This is a genomic window from Xanthomonas arboricola pv. juglandis (assembly GCF_905367715.1).
GTDB lineage: Bacteria > Pseudomonadota > Gammaproteobacteria > Xanthomonadales > Xanthomonadaceae > Xanthomonas > Xanthomonas arboricola.
In genome coordinates this window covers 2,864,774-2,887,718 of record NZ_HG999362.1, presented here as the reverse complement: position 1 = coordinate 2,887,718, position 22,945 = coordinate 2,864,774, and the positions used below count along the sequence as shown (strand labels likewise).

Genomic DNA, 22,945 nt, shown 5'->3' with positions numbered 1-22,945 from the left:
ACTTCGGTTCTGGATTGATTCTGCGAATCGGCGGTAGGCGTAACCATTTAAAATTGTGAATTACGTCACACTAATAATGGGACTACTGTTACGGCTGACCGGAGCTCCATCCGGGTAGCCGGCTTCGGTGCGGTGCTTCGGTGGAGGTCTGGTTCCCCCAGCCCCCGAGAGCCCCCCATGATTCCCCACGTGTTCCATCTCACTGCGCCGACCAAGCACCTGCTCTGGGAAGAGCGCAAGATCCGGGCCCGCCTGCAGCGGCTGTTGCCGGGCTGGACCTGCCATGTCTGGGACGACGCCGACAACTCCGCACTGATGCGTCGCGCGTTCCCGGAATTCGCCGACCGCTACGAGGCGATACGCTTCGGTGTGATGAAGGCCGATATCGCGCGCTGCGCCTATATGCACAGCTACGGCGGGTTCTATTTCGACACCGACTACAAGCTGCTGCGCACGCTTGGCGCGGACGTACTGGCACAGCAATGCGTGCTGCCGATCGAAGAGGGCGCGCCCGGCAACGAGCAGTTCAAGATCGGCAATGCCGTGTTCGGCTCGGAGGCAGGGCATCCGTTCTGGCGCGCCTTCATCGAGCACATCTTCACCACGCATGCGCCTGAGACGCTGGAAGACCACCGGCAGATTCCGATGATCTCCGGCCCGCGCGGCTTGACGCGTTTCTACAACGCGCACGCCGGCGAGTTTGCCGGCATCGTGTTCCCGGCGCGCGATGCGTTCCATCCGGATCGCACCTGGTTCGGGCTCGGTCACCGTGGCGGCACCGTCGCGGTGGGCTCGCACCTGTGCTGGGCGTCCTGGCGCGGCAAGTCGCCACGCCGGGCCGTGACCAATTACCTGCGCCGCAAGCTGAGCGCCGTGCCGATCTGACCCGGCCCGGCAGTACATCGCCGCGCGCGACGGCAAGGGCGCGCGGTGAGCTTCGGGGCGGCCGCGCACCTGTCCGAGGCGCGCAAGTACTGCCTGCGCCGCCTTGACTTCAAGCGGCTCACAAAACCGCGGCGCTCACCGATCAGTGAGCGCAGCCGGTACTCGGAATCGGCGTGCACCACTCGGATACCGAAGTTCCTACGCGCCGTCCGCTACAACCTGAGGACGGCTCGCCACGTCCTGTCGCTGGCTCTCAGGCCGCCTCGGCCTGGGCCTGGCGCGTACCTTCCTTCAGTGCACGCGCGATCAACCCGACCAGCAGATCGAGTTCGTCTTCGTCCATCGCAAAGTGCGGGGTGAAGCGCAGCGAATTCTCGCCGCCATGGATGACGTTGACGCCGCGATGGCGCAGCCACTCTTCGGTAGAACCGGCGCCATAGCACTTGAACTGCGGCGCCAGCTCGCAGGAAAACAGCAAGCCGGTGCCCTGCACCTTGGTGATCAAACCGCCCAGCTCGGACTGCAGTGCCTGCAGCTTGGCGATCGCCTGCGCGCCGCGGCTGCGGATGTTCTCGCGCACCTGCGGGGTGAACAACGCCAGCGTGGCGCAGGCGACATCCAGCGCACGCGGATTGGTGGTCATGGTGTTGCCGTAGGTGCCCTTGCGGTACACCTGCGCGGCGTGTTCGGTCACTGCCAGTACCGACAGCGGGTACTGCGCAGCGTTGAGCGCCTTGGAATAGGTCTCCAGGTCCGGCGGGTCGAGCTGCTCGAAGCCGGGGTAATCCACCACCGACAGCACGCCATGCGCGCGCAGGCCGGCCTGGATCGAATCCACCAGCAGCAGGCTGCCATGCAGGCGGGTCAGTTCGCGCGCCGCGGCATAGAACGCGGCCGGCAATGCGCGGCCCGGGTCGCCTTCGCCCATCACCGGCTCCAGGAACACCGCCTCGATGAACCAGTGATTGCGCGCGGCCTCGTCGAAGGCGCGTTGCAGCGCCGCCACGTCGTACGGCGCGATCGCGATCACCGAGTCTTCGTCGCGGTAGCTGGCAAGGTACTTGGTGTAGGTCTTGCGGCTGGAATCGGAATACAGGCCGGGGCGGTCGGTACGGCCATGGAAGCTGCCCTTGACCACCACGCGCTTGATGCTGGCACCGGCGTGACGCGCGCCCGGGTCGGTGTGCAGCTTGGCGTTGGTGTCGACGATGCGCGCGGCCAGGCCGACCGCTTCGGAGCCGGAGTTGAGACACATGAAGCGTGCGAATGGACAGCCGCCGCGGGTATGGCCGATCTCGGCGCGCAGGGCGCGGTCGAGCCGGCGCTGCGCCAGGCTGGGGGTCATCACGTTGGCCATCACCTGCGGACGCGCCATCGCCTCGAGCACCGGCGCGGGGGTATGGCCGAAGCCGAGCATGCCGTAGCCGCCGGCGTCGTACAGCACCGCGCCCTTGAGCGTGATCACCCAGGGGCCGCGCGCGGCCAGCGCCACGTACGGGGTCACCGCATCGTCGGCATAGAAATTGATGAAGCCGTCCTGCACCGCACTGATCTGGGCGTCTTCGTCCAGGTCCAGCAGGTCGGCGGCCTCCGCGCGCACCTGCGCGTACTCGGCGGCCGCCGCGTCGATGGCGCGTGCCAGATCCGGGTGGTTGGCGGCCAGACGCACGATGCTGGCATCGTCCAGGCCATCGGTCAGGCGGCGGCCTGCGTGGGCACGCAGCGGGGCGAGCGGGGCGAGGACGGACATGGCGCATCTCCTGCAAGGTGGCGTTCCCTTCCTATTATCGGCAGAAGATCGGCGTTTGGCAGCGTGAATCCGGGCAGGAAGTCGAGTATTTTCGTCGAATCGACGAACCAATTGGGCAAAAGTGAAAATCACTCCCTCCGACGAACGCCTGCTGTCGCTGCTGCGCGAGGACGCGCGCGCCTCCACCGCGCAGATTGCGCGCCGGCTCGGGCTGTCGCGCACCACCGTGCAGAGCCGGATCGAAAAACTCGAACGCGACGGCGTGATCAGCGGCTACACCGTGCGCACCCACGACGCCTACGAACAGGGCCGTATCCGCGCGCATATCCTGATCACCGTGCTGCCCAAGAAGATGCCGGCCGTGGTCAAGGCGCTGCGCGATATCCCGCAGGTGCGCCTGCTGCACTCGGTCAGTGGCGCCTACGACCTGATCGCCCTGGGCGTGGTCGGCGGCGTCAACGAGATGGACGTTCTCACCGACGCCATCGGCGCGATCGACGGCGTCGAGCGCACGACGACGTCGATCATTTTGTCAACGAAGTTTGAGCGGTGAGGGGCGGGGATTGGGAATTGGGGATTGGGGATTGGGGATTCGTAAAAGCGGGCCGCTTGCGTCCTAAACGTTCCGGTCCGCGGATCCTGCTCTTACGAATCCCCAATCCCGAATCTCCAATCCCCGCCTCACCGCGAATCCCCAATCCCGAATCCCGAATCTCCATTCCCGGCCGCAGTTACACTATCCGGCTCCTCAGCCAACACATCCTGCGGCCTTGAAGAAGTCCGATTTCAACTATTCGCTGCCCGACGAGCTGATTGCCCAGGCGCCGTTGGCCGAGCGGACGGCCAGCCGCTTGCTGGTGGTGCCGCCGTCGCCGCAGGCGCTGGTCGACCGGCAGGTGCGGGATCTGCCCGAGCTGCTGCAGCCGGGCGATCTGCTGATCTTCAACGATACCCGGGTGATCCCGGCGCGGCTGTTCGGGCAGAAGGCCAGCGGCGGGCGGGTGGAAATCCTGATCGAGCGCCTGCTCGGCGAGCGCGAGGCGCGGGTACAGATCGGCGCCAGCAAGTCGCCCAAGGCCGGCAGTTGGATCGCGCTGGATGCCGGCGGCCAGGCCGAGGTGCTGGGCCGCGACGGCGAGTTCTATCTGCTGCGCTTCGAGATCCCCACGCCGCTGGAGCACTGGCTGCTGGAAGCCGGGCGCCTGCCGCTGCCGCCGTACATCCGCCGCGAGCCGGGGGTGGAAGACCGCGAGCGCTACCAGACCGTGTTCGCGCGCGAAGTCGGCGCGGTCGCCGCGCCGACCGCCGGCCTGCATTTCGACGAGGCGTTGCTGGCGCGCCTGCGCGAGCGCGGGGTGGAGTTCGGCCATGTCACCTTGCATGTGGGCGCCGGCACCTTCCAGCCGGTACGCGTGGATGCGCTCGACCAGCACGTGATGCACACCGAGTGGCTCAACGTCGGCGCCGCGCTGGTCGAGCAGGTGCGCCGTACCCGGGCACGCGGCGGCCGGGTGATTGCGGTGGGAACCACCGTGGTGCGCTCGCTGGAAAGCGCCTGGCGCACCACCGATGCCGCGCCCGAGGGCGAACTGCTGCCGTTTGCCGGCGAAACCCAGATCTTCATCCTACCCGGCTACCGCATCCGCAGCGTCGACGCGATGGTCACCAACTTCCATCTGCCCGAAAGCACGCTGCTGATGATGGTCTCGGCCTTCGCCGGCCGCGAGCGCATCTTCGCCGCCTATCAACACGCCATCGAACAGCGCTATCGCTTCTTTTCCTACGGCGATGCGATGTTGCTGTGGAGCAGGGATTGGGGAGTCGGGAGTGGGGATTCGTAACAGCACTCCGCTCGCCGCCTTCTCGCTTTTGCCAATCCCGAATCCCCAATTTCAAATCCCGGCCCCTCAATGTCCCGACTCCAGTTCCAGCTTCAAGCCACCGACGGCCATGCCCGGCGTGGGCGTCTGACCTTTCCGCGTGGCACCGTCGAGACGCCGGCATTCATGCCGGTGGGCACCTATGGCTCGGTCAAAGGCATCCTGCCCGAGCAGATCCGCGCGCTGGGGGCGGAGATCATCCTGGGCAATACCTTCCACCTGTATCTGCGCCCGGGCCTGGATGTGATCGGCGATCACGGCGGCTTGCACGGGTTTGCGCGCTGGGACGGGCCGATCCTCACCGATTCGGGCGGGTTCCAGGTGTTTTCGCTGGCGCATCGCCGCAAGATCACCGAGCAGGGCGTGACCTTCGCCTCGCCCACCGATGGCGCGCGGGTGTTCCTGGGCCCGGAAGAGAGCATGCAGATCCAGAAGGTGCTCGATTCAGACATCGTGATGATCTTCGACGAATGCACGCCATACCCGGCCACCGAAGAGGTGGCGCGGCGCTCGATGGAGCTGAGCCTGCGCTGGGCGCAGCGCTCGCGGCAGGCGCATGACGGGCTGGGCAACGACGCGGCGCTGTTCGGCATCGTGCAGGGCGGGGTGCATCCGGACCTGCGCAGCCGCTCGCTGGACGGGCTGCAGGGCATCGGGTTCGACGGCTACGCCATCGGCGGGCTGGCGGTGGGCGAGCCGGAGCATGAGCGCAACGCGATGCTGGAACACCTGCATCCGCGCCTGCCGGCCGACCGCCCGCGCTATCTGATGGGGGTGGGCCGGCCGGAGGACCTGGTCGAAGGCGTGGCGCGTGGCGTGGACATGTTCGACTGCGTGATGCCCACCCGCAATGCGCGCAACGGGCATTACTTCACCTCCTTCGGCACCGTGCGCATCCGCAACGCCAAGTACGAGCGCGACCTGGACACCATCGAGCCGGGCTGCGGCTGCCATGCCTGCAGCAGCGGCTACACACGTTCCTACCTGCGCCACCTGGACCGTTGCAACGAGATGCTGGCGCCGATGCTGGGCACCCTGCACAACCTCTGGTACTACGAGAAGTTGATGGCCGACCTGCGCGCGGCGATCGCCTCGGGAACCTTTGCCGAGTTCCGGCGGTCCTTCTATGCGGCACGCGGCGCCATCACGCCGCCGTTGCCGGGGGAAACCAGCTGAGACCGGCCGTCCGCGCCTTTGCGCGGACGGTTTGGAACCTGCATGGCATAATTCCCGGCTGTTCCGCTCCGGCGGTACCTGAATAGCGAGCGGCCGGTTGGCGCGCTGGCACCCAAACTAGGATGCACTGAATGAATCTGCTCGATTTCCTGATCCCCGTCGCCCAGGCGCAGGCCACTGGCGGCGCGCCGGCGCCCGGCCCGATGGGAGGCCTGTCCACCTTCGCGTTGCCGATCATCCTGATCGCGGTCATGTACTTCCTGATGATCCGCCCGCAGATGAAGCGCCAGAAGGAGCACAAGTCGCTGCTGGACAAGCTGGCGCGTGGCGACGAAGTCATCACCTCCGGCGGCGTGGCGGGCGTGATCACCGATATCGGCGACAACTTCATCACCGTAGAAGTGGCCGATAACGTGCGCATCCGGGTGCAGAAGAGTGCCGTGGGCCACGTGCTGCCCAAGGGCACGCTGAAGTCTGCCAACTAAGCGGCAACCAACCCGCTGCGCCCACTGTCAGGTGGGCGCAGTTGGTGCCGCGAACCGGCGTTGACCGCCGCATCCACCTGACGACCGCTGGCGCCGTTGTGTTGGCCGCTTGAAGTCGTTCTCACTGCTAGGCGCGCCGCCGGGATGGTGTCGCGCGGGACTGTCGCAATGCTCGAATTTCCTCGCTGGAAGTATTTCCTGATCCTGCTGGTGCTGGCGGTCAGCGCGTTGTACGCGTTGCCCAACATCTACCAGAAGGACCCGTCCGTGCAGATCACCGCCAGCCGCGGTGCCCAGCTCGACGACGCCTTGCGCAGCCGCATCGACGCCGACCTCAAGGCCGCCGGCATCACGCCGAAGGCCGTCACCCGCGAAGGCGACAGCCTGATGGTGCGCCTGCCCAACCTGCAGGCACAGACCCGCGCCAACGACGTGCTGCGCCAGCAACTGGGCGAGAACTACACGGTGGCGCTGAATCTGGCCTCGACCGTGCCGGACTGGCTGGCCAAGCTGGGCGGCCGGCCGATGGTGCTGGGCCTTGACCTGGTCGGCGGCGTGCACTTCGCCATGCAGGTGGACCAGAAGGCTGCGCTGGAAAAGCGCCTGGACGGCTTTGCCGAAGACATCCGCACCACGCTGCGCGATGGCCGTATCGCCTACCGCTCGGTCGAGCGCCGCGGCGACAACAGCATCCAGGTCAGCCTGAGCGAAGGCGCCAGCGTCGACGCCGCGCGCACCGCGCTGGCCAAGTCGCAGCCGACCCTGACCTACGACGTCAGCGGCCAGAACATCTCGGTCAAGGTGCCGGAGGCCGAACTCAAGCAGATCGCCAGCGGCGCGATCGAGCAGAACCTCACCACCTTGCGTAACCGCGTCAACGCGCTGGGCGTGTCCGAACCGACCATCCAGCGCCAGGGCGAGGACCGCATCGTAGTCGAACTGCCCGGCCTGCAGGACACCGCCGAGGCCAAGCGCCTGATCGGCGCCACCGCCTCGCTGGAATTCCGCGCGGTGGTCGAAGGCAATGCCGAAGACGCCGTGCGCAGCGGCAGCATCCCGCCCGAAGCCAAGGTCTACCGCGTGCGCGATACCGGCGCGCCGGTGCTGCTCAACAAGCGCGCGCTGGTGACCGGCGACCAGATGGTCAGCGCCAGCGTCAGCACCGACCAGAACGGCATGCCGGCGGTGGCGGTGACGCTCAACAACGTCGCCGGCCAGCGCATGCTCGACTACACCAGCGCCAACGTCGGCAAGCTGATGTCGGTGGTCTACATCGAGCGCATTCCCACCGTCAGCATGGTCGACGGCAAGGAAGTGCGCAGCGTGCGGGTCAAGGAAGAGGCGCTGTCGCCGACCCGTATCGCCGGCGTGTTCGGCAAGAACTTCCAGACCACCGGTCTGGAAAAGACCGAAGCGGAGAACCTGGCCAAGTTGTTGAAATCCGGCTCGCTGGCCGCACCGATGGATTTCGTCGAGGAATACGTGATCGGCCCGAGCCTGGGCGCGGAGAACGTGGAGCGCGGCGTCACTGCGGTGATCTACTCGTTCCTGTTCACGCTGGTGTTCTTCACCGTCTACTACCGCGTGTTCGGCGCGATCACCTCGGTGGCGCTGCTGTTCAACCTGCTGATCGTGGTGGCGGTGATGTCGCTGTTCGGCGCCACCATGACGCTGCCCGGGTTTGCCGGCCTGGCCTTGTCGGTGGGCCTGTCGGTGGACGCCAACGTGCTGATCAACGAGCGTATCCGCGAGGAACTGCGACTGGGCGTGCCGGCCAAATCGGCGATTGCCGCCGGGTATGAAAAGGCCGGCGGCACCATCCTGGACGCCAACCTCACCGGTCTGATCGTAGCGGTGGCCTTGTACGCGTTCGGCACCGGCCCGCTGAAGGGCTTCGCGCTGACCATGATGATCGGTATCTTCGCCTCGATGTTCACCGCGATCACCGTGTCGCGTGCGCTGGCGGTGCTGATCTACGGCCGCCGCAAGAAGCTGAAGACCGTCGCCATCTGAGATGCGAGTCCGGCCTTGCCCCCTGCAGCGCGCTGCTGGGGGCGGGGGATGAATCCCTTCGCAAGCGTTGCGCATCCTGACGGTGCGCAACGTCTAAACGGAAGATCTTTTCCATGAAATTGTTCCCGCTCCATCTCATTCCCAACGACACCAAGATCGACTTCATGCGCCTGCGCAAGCCGGTGCTGATCCTGATGCTGGTGATCGCGGTGGCCTCGGTCGGCGTCATCGTCGGCAAGGGCTTCAACTACGCACTGGAATTCACCGGCGGCACGCTGGTGCAGACCTCGTTCCAGAAGACCGTGGACGTGGACCAGGTGCGCGAGCAGCTGGCCAAGGCCGGCTTCGAGAACGCCCAGGTGCAGAACGCGCGTGGCGGCAACGAAGTGATGATCCGCCTGCAGGCGCGCGAGCAGCACAACAACCGCGACGATGCCGCAACCACCGTCGCCGAAGAAGTGCGCAAGGCGGTCAGCACCGCGCAGAATCCCGCCACCGTGCAGCCGGGCGAGTTCGTCGGCCCGCAGGTCGGCAAGGACTTGGCCTTGAACGGCGTGTACGCCACCGTGTTCATGCTGGTGGGTTTTCTGATCTACATCGCCTTCCGCTTCGAGTGGAAGTTCGCGGTGGTTGCCAGCCTGACCGCCTTGTTCGACCTGCTGGTCACCGTGGCCTTCGTGTCGCTGACCGGCCGCGAGTTCGACCTGACCGTGCTGGCCGGCCTGTTGTCGGTGATGGGCTTTGCGATCAACGACATCATCGTGGTGTTCGACCGCGTGCGCGAAAACTTCCGCGCATTGCGGGTGGAGCCGCTGGAAGTGCTGAACCGCTCGATCAACCAGACGCTGTCGCGCACGGTGATCACCGCGGTGATGTTCTTCCTGTCGGCGCTGGCCCTATACATCTACGGCGGTGAGTCGATGGAAGGCCTGGCCGAGACGCACATGATCGGCGCGGTGATCGTGGTGATCTCCTCGGTGATCGTGGCAGTGCCGATGCTGAGCATCGGGCCGTTCGCCGTCACCAAGCAGGATCTGCTGCCCAAGGCCAAGGACGTGGAGGCGCTGGCGCGTCGTCCTTGATCGGTTGGCAAAAGGTGTGACGAAAAAACCGCGCATTGCGCGGTTTTTTCGTTTCTGGCGTTGGACGCTTAGTTCACGGTTGTGCACTGTGACGCCATTACTCAAGATCGCGAACGCTAGGGATTTCGTCAGACACGTGATGCTGATCGATACGCAGTACTTTGCGGTAGAGAGCCGCTGGCCAGGATGAAGCGCCGTATCCAGCTGAGATACGCCTGCTCGGTGCGCAGGCTTTAGTGCCGAGCGCGCAAGCGGTCGCGCATTCCATCGAGCAACAGCGTCGGCGGACGTGCTGTTACGCCATTGTTTTTGGGGATGTATTTCATACGCCTGCGTCCTTGCTGGATAAAACTAGAAATCGCGCAAAGGTGGAGTCCGCTTGCCGTCGCGTAATCCCGTGATCGCGGCTAGGATTTCCCCATACACAAAGCGCCAGCGATCGAAGATACTCCGTGCAACACCGCATTTCGGCGGTCCAATAGTAGTTAGGGCGCTATGACATCAAACTCGCCATTCATTGGTGCCACTGCAACGATAATTGCAGCCTTGGTCGCGGGCAGCGTCACGTATCTAGTCGCTGTCTTTACAAAGGAGAGCAAAGTTTCCGACTTCCGCCAGGGCTGGATCGACAACCTTCGTGAGGACACAGCGAAGTTCATCGGGATTTGGTACTACGTCGCCGCGGAACTAGAGCTAGTTCCTTCTCAAGACTTCACAACTAGAGATTTCTGGCGCAGCATGAAGAGCGAGTTCATGGAGCTAGAAATCCTTCAAGCAAAGATTGAGCTTCGTCTAAATCCAAACGAGCATGCCAGTGTCATCGAGCAGCTTAAATCCCTTGCGCAAGGCGAGTCTTTTACCGGACTTACACACGCACAGCGGAAGCAAGAGATCGAATCATTTTCTAATGACGTGCAGGGCATACTTAAGAGCGAGTGGAGACGGGTAAAACGCGGGGAACCAACGTACCGTGCAATCAAATTAGCATCCAAGTTGGCGCTAGCGAGTGGCCTCATTCTCCTACTTATAGTTGGTGCTATTCGTCTTGGAGCATTCGGATAGCGCCCTAACCATTCATTCAAGCCGGCCCACATCAGGGCGGCGCCTAAGTGCGCGCCTTCGGCTATATTTGCACTCAGTCGCCGCCCTGATGTGGGCCGGCTTAATTCAGGCGTTAAGGCTCACATCATGCGATTCACCGTCGAAAACATCTTCACAACACTTCTTTTGATGCTGGCCGAGGCATGGTTTCTGCATGGCCTCTTTGCGGGTCAGCCTAGTTGGGATTCTTCACTCGCTTTGCTTGCTGCGTTGGCCGCATTTTTTGGCAAAGACTACGTGAAGGAAAAACTCAACATCGCACAACCGGCGCGTGAGCATGATAGAGCGCTATATTTGCAGTTTTTAGCAGAGCTTCCGGTTGAGCCCGCTATAACCATGTTGAAAGACTACGACTTCGGGAACGCGTTCAAATACACACACATGAGATCTCTTTTTAACTTCTCAGAGACTTGGGACACTGTTGAAAAAGAATTTCTGGACAAGAAGCTAGAGGAACAACGCAAATCTCTTGTTACTGCAGCTCAAGAACTTAGTATCGAGTTCGCAAAACTTACAGTTCCTGTCGGGAATGGAGATTTTTCATCGGTTTTTCCAGATCGACTCAGAGCAGAGGGTCCACGGCCGGAGTTTGTAATAGAAGATGCAAGACAGCTAAATCGCGCAGCACGCTCCTTCGTTCCGCTATATGAGTCTTTTGTCAGAGCTTGCCGCCAAAAGCTAATGGCGTGAGCCCTAACAATTCATTCAAGCCGAACGCGCTTCGCGCGTCGGCTTAATTCAGGCGTTAGGCTGTGGTGGTTCATTACAGCTTCGGTATCCGCTGTCGCGTGATCTAGCGTGTCCGGCGACTGGCTTGCGCGCGACCAAGTGGGCCGATAACGCCTCATTACGTGCGATTGCGTACCGACGCGGCTCATCAAACTCGTCGGCCACATCCGGCAAATGCCCAGGCCAACCGAGTCGACGCAATGCGTTGCACTGCAGTCAGATGCAACGCACCCGCCACTCACTTCAGGCAGTGGTGCCCGCCAATGATGCGCGCAACGCGCGCAGCTTCTCTACGGGTCACAGATTCCAATCGATCCGCATGCCTGCAATCAGCGCGTTCTTCAGATCGTTGGTGCGGGTCGGTTCGTTGAACTGGTCGGGGTTGATCACGTAATGCAGGTTCGGCGCGATGCGCAGGCGCTTGGTGACCTGGATGCCGTAGCTCAGCTCCATCATGATCTGGTTGTCGGCCGGGGCGCCGGTGCCGCCGGCCGAGGCGCGCGCCAGGCGCAGGTTTTCGATCGCCTCGTCGCTGTACTTCTGCTGGGTGATCACAAACGCAATGTTGTCCTGCGGGCGGCTGGCGAAGGTGCCTTTCTGCACCAGGCCCAGTTGCACGAAATGGTCCTCGATCGCCTGGCCGCCGGTGCTCTTGAGGATGGCGCCGAACACGGTCAGGCCGCGGGCGCCGGACGGATCCGGGTTGGTGACCTGTTGTTCGAAGCGGGCGAACATGCCCGAGCGGCCCTGCTTGTTTTCGTAGCCCAGGCCGCTGAGCACGGCCGGGTTGCCGTTGCGGTCGCGCAGCGGGTCGGTGTAGTCGGAGTTGTCCTGCCAGCCGCCCAGTTCGTACATCGCGGCCATGCTGCCGTCGCCGCCCTTGTTCTTGTAGCCGACCGCGTAAGGCACCACCACGCCGGTGGTGTCGTCGGTGCTCCACTTCAGGCCGTGCTGGCCGTCCTGGGCCTGCACCGGGTTCACCTCGTACGCGCCCACATGCACATAGACCTTGGGCGTGACCCAGGCGGTGGCATGCGCGGCCCAGCTGGACACCGGCCAGTAGGTGAAGTTGCTGGTGCGGAACACGAAGGTGGGGTTGCCGCAGGCCGAGTTGCCCTGGAAGTACTGGCACAGGTCCGAGCCGAGGAAATGGATGTTGGCCACGCTGCGGCCGGCTTCCAGTTCCAGGCGGTCGTCGAACAGTTTCTGCAGCAGGGTGAAGTTGGCCAGCCGCGTGCCCTGGCCGCCGTAGATTTCCTGCACCGAGGTGCTGTTGCCGATGCTGCTGTTGGCCAGGTTGGTGCCGTGGCGGTTGGTGACGTACAGCTTGACCGTGGCGCCGCCCCAGCCGAACAGGCGGTCCATGTCGACATCGGTGCCGACCATCAGCTGGCCGGCATAGGCATCGCCGTTCTTGCGGCCGCCATCGATCATCGAGGCGGCTTCGCCGGTGTAACCCAGCTTGAGCTTGAAAGCATCGGCGGCATCCTGCGCGTGGGCGAGCGGCGTCAGCGCCAGTGCCAGCGACAGGCACAGCAGGCGGGGACGGGCATGGCGGGGGGCGAGGACGGTCATGGCAGGACTCCGAACGAAGGAAGGCGTGGCCGAGGTGGCGAACGCGACAGCTAGGGGATGGGCAAGCCGCCGGCCGCGCACGAAGGTGCGCAGCGCAGCGGTGAAACCAGTCAGGGGTGGAGCGGGGCGGCGATCAGGCGTGGTGCATGCGCGGGCGGCAAGCGCCAGTGGCGGGGTGGCCGAAGGTCAGGCGACCACGTCGGCCACCGGCTTCTTGAGCAGGCGCAGTGCCACGGCGGTGACCACCACGCCGACCACCAGGGCCAGCACGTAATTGAGCAGGTGGGTCACTGCGTTCGGGATCAGCAGCACGAAGATGCCGCCGTGCGGTGCCTTCAACTCGGCACCGGCGGTCATCGAGATCGCACCGGCCACGGCCGAGCCGATCACCAGTGCCGGGATGGTGCGCAGCGGGTCGCGCGCGGCATAAGGAATCGCCCCTTCGGTGACGAAGGCCAGCCCGAGCACGCCGGCGGCCGTGGCCGAGCCGCGCTCTTCCACGGTGAAACGGTTGCGGAACACCCAGGTGGCCAGCGCGATGCCCAGCGGCGGGGTCATGCCGGCCACCATGGCGGCCGCCATCGGGGTGTAGACCTGGCTGGCGATCAGGCCGGTGGAGAACGCATAGGCGGCCTTGTTGACCGGCCCGCCCATGTCGAAGGCCATCATGCCGCCAAGCAACAGGCCCAGCAGTAGCGCGCTGCTGCCCTGCATGCCGCGCAGCCAGGCGGTGAGCCAGGCCAGCAGGTCGGCCACCGGCTGACCGAACACGTACATCATCGCCAGGCCGACCAGCAGCGTGCCCAGCACCGGCAGGATCAGCACCGGCTTGAGCCCTTCCAGGTTGCGCGGCAGGCGGATGTAGCGGTTGAACGCGGCCACGCCATAGCCGGCGATGAAGCCGGCAATGATGCCGCCGAGGAAGCCGGCATTGAGGTTGGCCGCGACCAGGCCGCCGATCATGCCGGGCGCGATGCCGGGGCGGTCGGCGATGGAGTAGGCGATATAGCCGGCCAGCGCGGGCACCATCAGGGTAAAGCCGGCCTTGGCGCCGATCTGGAACAGCGACCAGGCCAGCGTGCCCTGGTGGGCATCGTCGCCGGCATAGATGCCGCCGAGCGCGAATGCCAGCGCGATCAACAAGCCGCCAGCGGTGACGAAAGGCAGCATGAACGACACGCCGGTCATCAGGTGCTTGTAGGCGCCGGTGCGGCCGTTGCCGGTGTTTTCGGCCTTGGCGGCGCCTGCGAGCGGCGCCGCGCCGCCGTGCACGCCGGCTTCGGCCAGCGCTTTCTGGATCAAGGCCGGGCCATCGTTGATGGCCGGCTTGGTGCCACTCTTGAACAGGCGCTTGCCGCCGAAACGGGCCAGGTCGACCTCGCGATCGGCGGCGATCAGCACCAGGTCGGCATCGCGGATTTCCGCGTCGGTCAGGGCGTCCTGTGCGCCGACCGAGCCCTGGGTTTCCACGCGGATCTGGTAGCCGAGTTTCTTCGCGGCCTGCTGCAGGCCTTCGGCGGCCATGAAGGTGTGCGCGATGCCGGTGGGGCAGGAGGTGATCGCAACGATGCGCTTGCTGCCGGTGCCCGCGCTTGCTGCGGCAGCCGATGCATTGGCGGCAGCCGGTGCGGCGAGCTGGTTCACCGCGGCGGCCGGGTCGTCCAGCACCGCGCCCAGGCTCAGGCGCAGCAGCTGCGCGTCGCCGAAGCGGGCGGTGTCGGCATCGGCGTCGCCGATCACCAGCACCTGGCTGGCGGCGCTGACCAGTTCACCCGGCAATGCGCCGAGCACGCCCTGGTCGCTGCGGATTTCGATCGTCACGCTGCGCCCGGCGGCGGTGGCCGCGCGGCGCAGCGCTTCGGCCGCCAGGACGGCTTCGGTGCTGCGGTCGCCAGCGGCGATGACCACGATGGAAGAGGACATGCAAATCTCCTGCGTTGTTCGGTCGCCGGCAAGCGCCGGCGGGATACGTGGTGTCTTGCGCAAACATCGGCGCGCTGCGCTAGCGCGGCCAGCGTTCGCGCCGGCGGTGGTGCTACGAGAGCGGGTCGATGACGATCTCGCCGGCGAGCTTGCGTACCTGCTGCGGGTTCAGCCGGCGCGCATCGCCGCTTTCCAGCCGGCTGAGCGAGAACGCAGTCGCCAGCCGTGCGCAACTTTCCAGATCGGTGGAATCGCCGAGCAGCGCGGCGGCCAGGCCGGCCACCATCGCGTCACCGGCGCCCACGCTGCTGCCCTGCGCCAGACGCGGCGGACGCGCGATCAGGCGCTGGTCGCGCTGCACGAACAGCGCGCCCTCGGTACCCATCGAAATGACCACCAACTGGATACCGCGCGCGATCAGTTCGTGCGCGGCGGCGCTGAGGGCGGCACGGTCGCTCAGCGGGCGACCGGTCCAGGCTTCCAGCTCGTGGCGGTTCGGCTTGACCACGTACGGCAGCGCCTGGCGTTCGGCACCAAGCGCGGCCACCAGCGGCGCGCCGCTGGTGTCCAGCAGCACGCGCGCACCGGCGGCGCTGGCCTGGGCCTGCAACTGCGCCCAGCTGTCGTCCGGCAGGCCGGCCGGCAGGCTGCCCGACAGCACCACCGGCAGGCCGGGGCGCAGCAGCGGGGCGAGGTGATCGGCCACGCCCTGCAGGTGCGGCTGGCCCAGGCGCAGCCCGGGCAGGTTGATGTCGGTGGTGTCGTTGCTGCGCGCTTCGACCAGCTTGAGGTTGGTGCGGGTCTCGCCGGCCACGCGCTGGCAGTGATCGGCAATGCCGCGCTCGCGGAACAGCGCCTCGAACACGCCGGCATTGCCGACCCCGAGCACGCCGAGCGCGGCGACCTGGCTGCCCCAGTCGGCCAGACAGGCGGCCACGTTGATGCCCTTGCCGCCGGCATCGTTGCGCACGCTGCTGGCGCGATGCACCGCGCCCGGCTGCAGGCTGTCGAGCTGGATGGTCTGGTCGATCGCCGGGTTCAGCGTCACCGTGATGGCGTGCAGGTTCATGCCTGGCCCTCGCGCTGCGCTTCCAGTGCGCGCACCTGCTCTGCGGTTTCGCAGTTCAGCGCCTGCTCGGCGAGCTGCTGCAGCGTGCTCAGCGCGGTGCCGCGCAGGCGTGCCTTGACCGCCGGGATGTCGTTGGGCGTCATCGACAGTTCCTGCACGCCCAGGCCGGCCAGCAGGCTGGCGCCGAACGGATCGCCGGCCAGGCCGCCGCATACGCCGACCCAGCGGTCGTGTTTGCGCGCACCTTCAATCGTGCTGCGGATCATGCGCAGCACCGCCGGGTGCAGGCTGTCGGCTTCGGCGGCCAGCTCCGGGTTCTGGCGGTCGATCGCCAGCACGTACTGGGTCAGGTCGTTGGTGCCGATCGAGAAGAAGTCCGCATGGCGCGCCAGCACGTCGGCCTGTGCGGCCGCGGCGGGCACCTCGATCATGATGCCGATCGGCACCTCGGGCGCGTCGAGTTCGGCGCGGATGCGCGCGCAGATGGTGCGCAGGATGATCAGCTCCGGCACCGAGGTGATCATCGGGAACATGATCGACAGCCGCGCGCCGTCCTTGGCGGCGCGGTACAGCGCGCGCAGCTGCGGTTCGAGCAGATCGGGGCGACGCAGCAGCAGACGCGCGCCGCGGACGCCCAGGAACGGGTTTTCCTCGTGCGGTAGCTCCAGATGCGCCACCTGCTTGTCGCCGCCGATGTCCAGTGCGCGCACGATCAGCGGGCGGCCGTCCAGCGCCTGCGCCATCGCCAGGTAGGTTGCGTGCTGCTCGTCCTCGCTGGGCGTGCTGCCGCTTTCCAGGAACAGGAATTCGGTCCGCATCAGGCCGACGCCTTCGGCGCCCTGGGTCAGCGCCATTGCGACCTGGTCGGGCAGGTTGACGTTGGCGCCGATGTCGATGTGGTGGCCGTCGCTGGTTTCGGCTGGCAATGCGCGCTGCGCGGCTTCGCGCTCGCGGATCGCCTGCTGCTCGGCGATATGCGTGCGCGCCGCATCCAGATCCAGCTCGGACGGGTTGATGTACAGCCGCCCGCTGCTGCCGTCGATGATGGCGGTGACGCCGTCTTCGATATCCATGAGTTGGCCGCCGGCCGCGACCAGCGCCGGCAGGCCGAGCGTGCGCGACAGGATCGCGGTATGCGAGGTCGGCCCGCCTTGCGCGGTGGCCAGGCCGAGCACGCGTGCGGTGTCCAGGTTGGCGGTGTCCGACGGCGACAGATCGCCGGCCAGCAGGATGCAGGGCTGCTCGGGCAGGTCGGTCAGGCCGGCGCCGGCGGCAGCCGGGTCGAGCTGTGCCAGCACGCGGCGGCCGACGTCGCGCAGGTCGGCGGCGCGGCCGGCCAGCACCGGGTTGCCGAGTGCGGCGAGTCCCGAGGCGATCTGTTCCACCGCCTGGTGCCACGACCACGCCACGCCGTGGCCTTCGACCATCAGCTGGCAGGTGCGGGTGATCAGGTCGGTGTCGTTGAGCAGCTCGGCCTGGGCCTTGAAGATCGCCGCGTCCGAGGCGCCGAGCCGGCGCTGGGTATCGTCCTGGATCGCCGCCAGCTGCTGGCGGGTGCGGGTCAGCGCGTCGTGCAGCAACGCGCCGCCATCGCCCAGGCCGACCGGTTGATCGGCCACCTCGGTCTGTGCCGCACGCAGCCGGTGCACGATGCCGATCGCCACGCCCGGGCTGGCGCCGATGCCGACGATGGCCGGTTGCGCCTGTGGCGGCGTCCAGCCGACCACCGGGGCGGCGCGGCGTTGCGCGGCACGCTCGGCATCGGCCTTTTCCTGAGCGGTCAGGCTGTCCATTACTGCGCGCAGGCGCTTGAGCAGCGCACCCGCATCAGTGCCTTCAGCCGAAACGGTGATGCTGTCGCCGGCACGCAGGCCCAGCTGTAGCAGGCCGACCAGGCTCTTGGCATCGGCGGCCTGGTCGCCGGCGCGCACCTGGGCGCGCGCCGAGAAACCGCGTGCCGTCTCGGCCCAGCGCGTGGCCGGGCGAGCGTGCAGGCCGCTGGGGTAGGCAATGGTCCACTCGAAGGATTCGGCCAGATCGGTGGCCGGCGCGGCGCTGGTGTCGGGTGCGCGGTCGCCGGTCAAGGCCGCCACGATCACGCCGGGGTCATCGGTGGTGAACAGCGCTTCCAGCTGGGCCGGGTCCTGGATCAGGCGGGTCAGCCGGCGCAGCAGGGTGATGTGGGTGTCTGACTGGGCGGCGATGCCGACCACCAGCCGGGTGGTCTGGCCCGGGTTCCATTCCACACCCTCGGGCAACTGCAGCACCGCGATGCCGTCGCGGCGCACCAGGTGGCGGTCTTCGCCGACGCCGTGCGGGATCGCCAGGCCGTGGCCGAGGAAGGTGTTCGCCAGGCCTTCGCGGCGCCGCATGCTGGCGTCGTAGCCCGGCGCCACGCAGCCGGCGGCGACCAGCAACTGGGCGGCCTGCGCGATGGCGTCGTCCTTGTCGCGGGCATGCGCACGCAGGCGCACGAGTTCGGGAGTGACGGGGGCGGCTGGCGACGGAGAGGACAAGACGGACTCCGGGGTAGGAACGGGCTGGGCAGTATAGTGGGAACGTTCCCATGTTCTAGGTCAATGTGCGCTGCACAAAAACGTTGTAGTGCTTTCGGGTTAGCATCGAAGCAGACACGGCGCCTGGCCCCAGGTGCGCAAATGGAGCGGGAACGGTCCCAGTGAGTATCAGCATCAATGACGTGGCCCGGGTGGCCGGGGTTTCCAAATCGACGGTCTCGCGCGCGCTGGGCACCGGCCCGGTCAGCGAGGAGGTGCGGGCCAAGGTCGAGGCGGCGGTGCGCCAGACCGGCTACCGGCCTAACCTGATGGCGCGGCGCCTGCGATCCCAGCAGTCCGGCATATTGGGGGTGATCGTCGCCGACATCCGCAACCCGTACTTCACCGCGCTGATCCGCGCGGTGGAGGAGGTGGCCTACCGCGCCGGCATGCGCGTGACCCTGTGCAATACAGACGAAGACCCCGAGCGCGAGGCGCTGTACCTGCAGTTGATGCAGGAAGAACGCATTACCGGGCTGATCTTTGCGCCGACCCGCAGCACGGTCGGGCGCATGCACGAGCTGGTGCTGGATTATCCGACCGTGTTGGTGGACCGCGCCGGCCCCGGCAGCCGCTACGACAGCGTGGTGCTGGATAACGCCGCGGCCATGGGCGAGCTGGTCGCACATCTGCAGGCGCAGGGGTATCGGCGCATCGGCGGGCTGTTCGGCACCAGTACCACCGCGACCGAGCGCCGCAACGGCTATCTGGCCGCGATGGCGGCGCCGGGGCTGACGCCGGCCTACCGCGAAGTGGCGCCCACCGCCGAAGCGGCGATCGCCGAAGTCGGTCAATGGCTGGCCGGCGCAGACCGCCCCGACGCCATCGTGACCAGTAACAGCCTGCTGTTGATGGGCGCGCTCAAGGCCGCCCGCACCGCCGGTCTGCGCATCCCCGACGACCTGGCCCTGGCCGGCTTCGACAACGAGCGCTGGACCGACCTGGTCGAGCCGGGCATCACCGTGGTCGAGCAACCGGTCGAGGACATGGGCCGCGCGGCGATGTCGCTGCTGCTGGAACGCCTGAGCAATCCGCAGCTGCCGATCCGCCGCATGGTGATGACCGGCCGCTGCGTGGTCCGCGGCTCCACCGGCACCCGCCCGCGCACCTAGCCGCCCTCGTCGTAGGAGCGCACCCGGGCGCGACGGGCGTTACCGGTACAGCCCATCGCGCCCAGGTGCGCTCCTACAACGGCATGGCGTTTGTCGTGGATCGCGCTGTGCGGGTCTTTTCCAAGCACGCCATGTCACCAATTCCCGCCACCCCGTAGGAGCGCACCCGGGCGCGACGGGCGTTACCGGTAACGCCGGTCGCTCCCAGGTGCGCTCCTACGCCGGCGGGGCGGTTGTCGCGGATCGCGCTGTGCGGGTCTTGCCCAAGCACGCCATGTCACCAATCCCTGCCACCCCGTAGGAGCGCACCCGGGCGCGACGGGCGTTCCCGGTAAGGCCTATCGCGCCCAGATGCGCTCCTACGGGACATCACGGGCGCGCAAAAAAAAGCCCCGGCACTGCCGGGGCTTTTCGTTCTACGCTATGTCCGGGATCAGCGATCCGGACGATGCGGGCCCGAGTCGTTCTGCGCGAGCAGGTATTCCTTTGACTGTTCGTCCAGCTTGTCGCCCAGCATGCGGCGCACCACCACGAAGAACAGCGGGATGAAGATCACGCCGAGCACGGTGGCGAACACCATGCCGCCGATCACGCCGGTACCGATGGAGTGACGCGAGTTGGCGCCGGCACCGGTGGAGATGGCCAGCGGCAGCACGCCCAGGATGAAGGCGAACGAGGTCATCAGGATCGGGCGGAAGCGCAGATGTGCCGCCTCCAGCGTCGCCTCGCGCAGCGTCTTGCCTGCCGCACGCTGCTCCACTGCGAACTCCACGATCAGGATCGCGTTCTTGGCCGCCAGGCCGATCACCGTAATCATGCCGATCTTGAAGTACAGATCGTTCGGCAGGCCGCGCAGCATCGAGAAGGTGATCGCACCCAGCACGCCGATCGGCACCACCATCAGCACCGCCACCGGAATCGACCAGCTCTCGTAGAGGGCGGCCAGGCACAGGAACACCACCACCACAGACAACGCCAGCAACAGCGTGGCTGCATTACCGGCGATGATTTCCTGGTACGACATGCCGCTCCAGTCGAAGCCGAAGCCCGGCGGCAGATCGTTGTTGACGATCTCCTCCATCGCGGTCATCGCCTGGCCGGAGCTGCCGCCCGGGGCCGGGTTGCCGACGATGTTCACCGCCGAATAGCCGTTGTAGCGGTTCAGTGCCGGCGAGGCGTAGGTCCAGTCGGCCTTGACCACATTGCTCAGCGGAATCATCCCCGGCTGACCATCGGCACCGGTGGCCGTGGCGCTGGGGCTGAAGAAGCTGCGCAGCGACTCGGGGCCGGTACGGAACTGGTCGTCGGCACGGATGTTGACGCGCTTGATGCGGCCTTCGGAGAAGTAGTCGTTGACGTAGACAGGCGCCAGCATCAGCTGGATCGAGCTGTAGATGTCGCTGACGTCCAGGCCCATCGACTGCGCCTGCACACGGTCCACGTGCAGCTGCAGCTGCGGCGCGTCTTCCAGCCCGTTCGGGCGCACGCCCACCATGGTGTCCTGCTTTTCCGCCGCCTTGCCCAGCACGATGTTGCGCGCCTGGGTCAAAGCTTGCTGGCCTGCGCCGGAGCGGTCCTGCAGCCACATGTCGAAGCCGCCGAACTGGCCCAGGCCCTGCACGGTGGGCAGGTTGACCACGAAGATCTGCGCGCCCTTGATGCCGTAGAAGGCACCGTTGAGCTGCTGGATCAACTGCTCGGCAGTGACGTCACGCTCTTCCCACGGCTTGAGGCGGATGAAGCCCATGCCGACGTTTTCGCCCGAACCCAGGAAGCTGAAGCCGGCGATCTGCAGCATGCCTTCCACGGCCGGCTGCTTCTCCAGCACCGCACGCATCTGCGCGAACGCCTCGTTGGTGCGGATCTTGGTCGCGCCCGGCGGCAGCTGCACGATGGCCACCGCAAAGCCCTGGTCCTCTTCCGGCAGGAAGCTGCCCGGCATGCGGGTGAACAGGAAGCCGCACAGCACCACCAGCACCACGAACACGATCATCCACGGCGGCGAGCGCTTGAGAGTGTGGCCGACCACGCCGACATAGCGATGCGCCAGCTTGTCGTAGTACTTGTCGAAGGTGCGGTAGACCCAGTTCTTCTTGGTCGAATGGGTCGACTTGAGGAACGCGCCGCACAGCGCCGGGGTGAAGCTCAACGCCAGGAACGCCGAGAACCCCATCGACATGGCGATGGTCAGTGCGAACTGCTTGTAGATCGCGCCCGAAGCGCCCGGTTGCAGCGAGGAGGGGATGAACACCGCCGCCAGCACCACGGTGATGGCTACCACCGCGCCGGTGATCTGGGTCATCGCCTTCTGGGTTGCCGCCTTCGGCTCCAGGTGTTCCTCGCTCATGATGCGTTCGACGTTCTCGATCACCACGATCGCGTCGTCGACCACGATGCCGATCGCCAGCACCATCGCAAACAGCGTCAGCTGGTTGATGGTGAAGCCGATCATGTACATGCCGAAGAACGTGCCCAGCAGCGCGACCGGAATCACCAGCGTGGGAATCACGGTGGCGCGGAAGTTCTGCAGGAACAGCAGCATCACCAGGAACACCAGCACTATGGCTTCCACCAGCGTGTGGATCACTTCCTCGATGGAGATGCGCACGAAGGTGGTCGATTCGTACGGCGCAAACCAGGTCACGCCCTGCGGGAAGGTCGGCTGCAGCTCGTCGAGCTTGGCACCGACCGCCTCGGACACGTTCAGGGCGTTGGCGCCCGGCAGCAACTGGATACCGAAGGCGCCGGTGGGCTTGCCGTTGTACTGGGTGTCGAAGCCGTAGTTGCTCGGCCCCACGGTGACCCGCGCGACATCCTTCAACCGCACCGTGGCACCGTTGTTGTCGGTGCGCAGGATGATGTTCTCGAACTGGTCCGGCGAGCTGAAGCGGCCCTCGGCCGAGACCGTGGCGGTGAAGCTGATGCCTTCCGGGGTCGGGTCGGCGCCCACCGAACCGGCCGCGAACTGCACGTTCTGGTTACGCACCGCGGTCAGCACCTGGGTTGCCGACAGGTTGTAGCCCTGCAGCTTCTCCGGGTTCAACCAGATGTTCATCGCGTACTCGGCGCCGAACTGGTTGGTGCTGCCCACGCCGGGCACGCGCGAGATCTGCTCGAGCACACGCGAGCCGACGATGTCGTTGAGCGCGTCGCGGTTGATCGACGGGTTGTCAGAGCGCAACGCGGCCACCATCAGGAAGCCGGCGTTGGCCTTGGCCACCACCACACCCTGCTGGGTGACTTCCGAGGGCAGGCGCGGCGTGGCCAGCGACACCTTGTTCTGCACCTGCACCTGCGCGATATCCGCGTCGGTGCCGGTTTCGAAGGTCAGCGTGATGGTCACGCGGCCGTTGGCGGCTGAGGACGAATTGAAGTACAGCAGATGGTCGATACCGGTGAGCTGCTGCTCGATGACCTGGGTCACCGCTTTTTCGGCGGTATCGGCGCTGGCGCCGGGGAAGTTGGCGGTAACGGTGACCTGCGGCGGGGCGATCGTGGGGTACGACTCGATACCCAGATTCAGGATCGAGATCACGCCCGCAAGCGAGATCAGGATCGCCACCACCCAGGCAAAGATCGGGTGTTCGATGAAAAACTTAGGCATGTCCGG

16 protein-coding genes are annotated in these 22,945 nt (G+C 66.1%); 10 read left to right on the top strand and 6 right to left on the bottom strand.

Going from position 1 to position 22,945, the window contains the following annotated elements:
• Window positions 1-177 precede the first annotated feature (177 nt).
• Window positions 178-885 (top strand): glycosyltransferase family 32 protein, encoded by a 708-nt coding sequence (locus tag KHN93_RS12545; RefSeq protein ID WP_047125170.1) that lies wholly within the window; start codon window positions 178-180, stop codon window positions 883-885.
• Between the two features lie 253 nt (window positions 886-1,138).
• Here the strand turns inward: KHN93_RS12545 and KHN93_RS12540 are convergent, their stop codons facing one another.
• Window positions 1,139-2,635: an aminotransferase class III-fold pyridoxal phosphate-dependent enzyme gene (locus KHN93_RS12540; protein WP_211920254.1), complete on the bottom strand. Its 1,497-nt coding sequence runs from the start codon at window positions 2,633-2,635 to the stop codon at window positions 1,139-1,141.
• 121 nt (window positions 2,636-2,756) lie between these two features.
• On the opposite strand from KHN93_RS12540, the gene KHN93_RS12535 reads away from it, so the two are divergent.
• The 8 genes from KHN93_RS12535 (at window position 2,757) to KHN93_RS12500 (ending at window position 11,062) form a co-directional block, all read left to right on the top strand.
• Entirely contained in the window at window positions 2,757-3,188 is a 432-nt protein-coding gene (locus KHN93_RS12535) for an Lrp/AsnC family transcriptional regulator (RefSeq protein WP_016903291.1), read from the top strand.
• A 217-nt stretch (window positions 3,189-3,405) separates the two neighbouring features.
• Window positions 3,406-4,476 (top strand): tRNA preQ1(34) S-adenosylmethionine ribosyltransferase-isomerase QueA, encoded by a 1,071-nt coding sequence (gene queA / locus KHN93_RS12530; RefSeq protein ID WP_211920252.1) that lies wholly within the window; start codon window positions 3,406-3,408, stop codon window positions 4,474-4,476.
• 69 nt (window positions 4,477-4,545) lie between these two features.
• Window positions 4,546-5,691: a tRNA guanosine(34) transglycosylase Tgt gene (tgt, locus tag KHN93_RS12525; protein ID WP_016903293.1), complete on the top strand. Its 1,146-nt coding sequence runs from the start codon at window positions 4,546-4,548 to the stop codon at window positions 5,689-5,691.
• A 131-nt stretch (window positions 5,692-5,822) separates the two neighbouring features.
• Window positions 5,823-6,176 (top strand): preprotein translocase subunit YajC, encoded by a 354-nt coding sequence (gene yajC / locus KHN93_RS12520; RefSeq protein ID WP_016903294.1) that lies wholly within the window; start codon window positions 5,823-5,825, stop codon window positions 6,174-6,176.
• 168 nt (window positions 6,177-6,344) lie between these two features.
• Window positions 6,345-8,189, top strand: a complete 1,845-nt coding sequence (gene secD, locus KHN93_RS12515) for a protein translocase subunit SecD (RefSeq protein WP_026064509.1) — start codon at window positions 6,345-6,347, stop codon at window positions 8,187-8,189.
• A gap of 113 nt (window positions 8,190-8,302) precedes the next feature.
• Window positions 8,303-9,271 (top strand): protein translocase subunit SecF, encoded by a 969-nt coding sequence (gene secF / locus KHN93_RS12510; protein WP_016903296.1) that lies wholly within the window; start codon window positions 8,303-8,305, stop codon window positions 9,269-9,271.
• A 495-nt stretch (window positions 9,272-9,766) separates the two neighbouring features.
• Entirely contained in the window at window positions 9,767-10,333 is a 567-nt protein-coding gene (locus KHN93_RS12505; RefSeq protein ID WP_146092511.1) for a hypothetical protein, read from the top strand.
• A 126-nt stretch (window positions 10,334-10,459) separates the two neighbouring features.
• Complete coding sequence (locus KHN93_RS12500) at window positions 10,460-11,062, top strand: hypothetical protein (protein ID WP_146092512.1); 603 nt, start codon at window positions 10,460-10,462, stop codon at window positions 11,060-11,062.
• Window positions 11,063-11,398: 336 nt separating this feature from the next.
• Here KHN93_RS12500 and KHN93_RS12495 read toward each other — a convergent pair whose 3' ends face one another.
• From KHN93_RS12495 to ptsP, 4 genes are all read right to left on the bottom strand, one after another.
• On the bottom strand, window positions 11,399-12,676 hold the full coding sequence (locus KHN93_RS12495) for a carbohydrate porin (RefSeq protein WP_181141815.1): 1,278 nt from the start codon (window positions 12,674-12,676) through the stop codon (window positions 11,399-11,401).
• A gap of 186 nt (window positions 12,677-12,862) precedes the next feature.
• Entirely contained in the window at window positions 12,863-14,599 is a 1,737-nt protein-coding gene (locus KHN93_RS12490; protein WP_104559525.1) for a PTS fructose transporter subunit IIC, read from the bottom strand.
• Window positions 14,600-14,711: 112 nt separating this feature from the next.
• Window positions 14,712-15,668 carry a 1-phosphofructokinase gene (pfkB, locus tag KHN93_RS12485; RefSeq protein ID WP_104559526.1) on the bottom strand — a complete coding sequence of 319 codons (957 nt, stop codon included), beginning with the start codon at window positions 15,666-15,668 and terminating at the stop codon, window positions 14,712-14,714.
• The gene (gene ptsP / locus KHN93_RS12480; protein ID WP_211920250.1) at window positions 15,665-18,184 is read right to left on the bottom strand and encodes a phosphoenolpyruvate--protein phosphotransferase; all 2,520 of its coding nucleotides are present in this window, start codon (window positions 18,182-18,184) and stop codon (window positions 15,665-15,667) included. The genes pfkB and ptsP overlap by 4 nt, the downstream gene beginning before the upstream one ends.
• A gap of 161 nt (window positions 18,185-18,345) precedes the next feature.
• On the opposite strand from ptsP, the gene KHN93_RS12475 reads away from it, so the two are divergent.
• Entirely contained in the window at window positions 18,346-19,335 is a 990-nt protein-coding gene (locus KHN93_RS12475) for a LacI family DNA-binding transcriptional regulator (protein ID WP_065050189.1), read from the top strand.
• 433 nt (window positions 19,336-19,768) lie between these two features.
• Here the strand turns inward: KHN93_RS12475 and KHN93_RS12470 are convergent, their stop codons facing one another.
• Window positions 19,769-22,939 carry a multidrug efflux RND transporter permease subunit gene (locus KHN93_RS12470; RefSeq protein ID WP_016904419.1) on the bottom strand — a complete coding sequence of 1,057 codons (3,171 nt, stop codon included), beginning with the start codon at window positions 22,937-22,939 and terminating at the stop codon, window positions 19,769-19,771.
• Between the last annotated feature and the right edge of the window lie 6 nt (window positions 22,940-22,945).

Bases quoted from the DNA above. Each gene is read 5' to 3' on its own strand.
- KHN93_RS12545 (WP_047125170.1), top strand. From the start codon at position 178: ATGATTCCCCACGTGTTCCATCTCACTGCGCCGACCAAGCACCTGCTC.
- KHN93_RS12540 (WP_211920254.1), bottom strand. From the start codon at position 2,635: ATGTCCGTCCTCGCCCCGCTCGCCCCGCTGCGTGCCCACGCAGGCCGC.
- tgt (WP_016903293.1), top strand. From the start codon at position 4,546: ATGTCCCGACTCCAGTTCCAGCTTCAAGCCACCGACGGCCATGCCCGG.
- yajC (WP_016903294.1), top strand. From the start codon at position 5,823: ATGAATCTGCTCGATTTCCTGATCCCCGTCGCCCAGGCGCAGGCCACT.
- secD (WP_026064509.1), top strand. From the start codon at position 6,345: ATGCTCGAATTTCCTCGCTGGAAGTATTTCCTGATCCTGCTGGTGCTG.
- secF (WP_016903296.1), top strand. From the start codon at position 8,303: ATGAAATTGTTCCCGCTCCATCTCATTCCCAACGACACCAAGATCGAC.
- KHN93_RS12505 (WP_146092511.1), top strand. From the start codon at position 9,767: ATGACATCAAACTCGCCATTCATTGGTGCCACTGCAACGATAATTGCA.
- KHN93_RS12500 (WP_146092512.1), top strand. From the start codon at position 10,460: ATGCGATTCACCGTCGAAAACATCTTCACAACACTTCTTTTGATGCTG.
- KHN93_RS12495 (WP_181141815.1), bottom strand. From the start codon at position 12,676: ATGACCGTCCTCGCCCCCCGCCATGCCCGTCCCCGCCTGCTGTGCCTG.
- KHN93_RS12490 (WP_104559525.1), bottom strand. From the start codon at position 14,599: ATGTCCTCTTCCATCGTGGTCATCGCCGCTGGCGACCGCAGCACCGAA.
- pfkB (WP_104559526.1), bottom strand. From the start codon at position 15,668: ATGAACCTGCACGCCATCACGGTGACGCTGAACCCGGCGATCGACCAG.
- KHN93_RS12470 (WP_016904419.1), bottom strand. From the start codon at position 22,939: ATGCCTAAGTTTTTCATCGAACACCCGATCTTTGCCTGGGTGGTGGCG.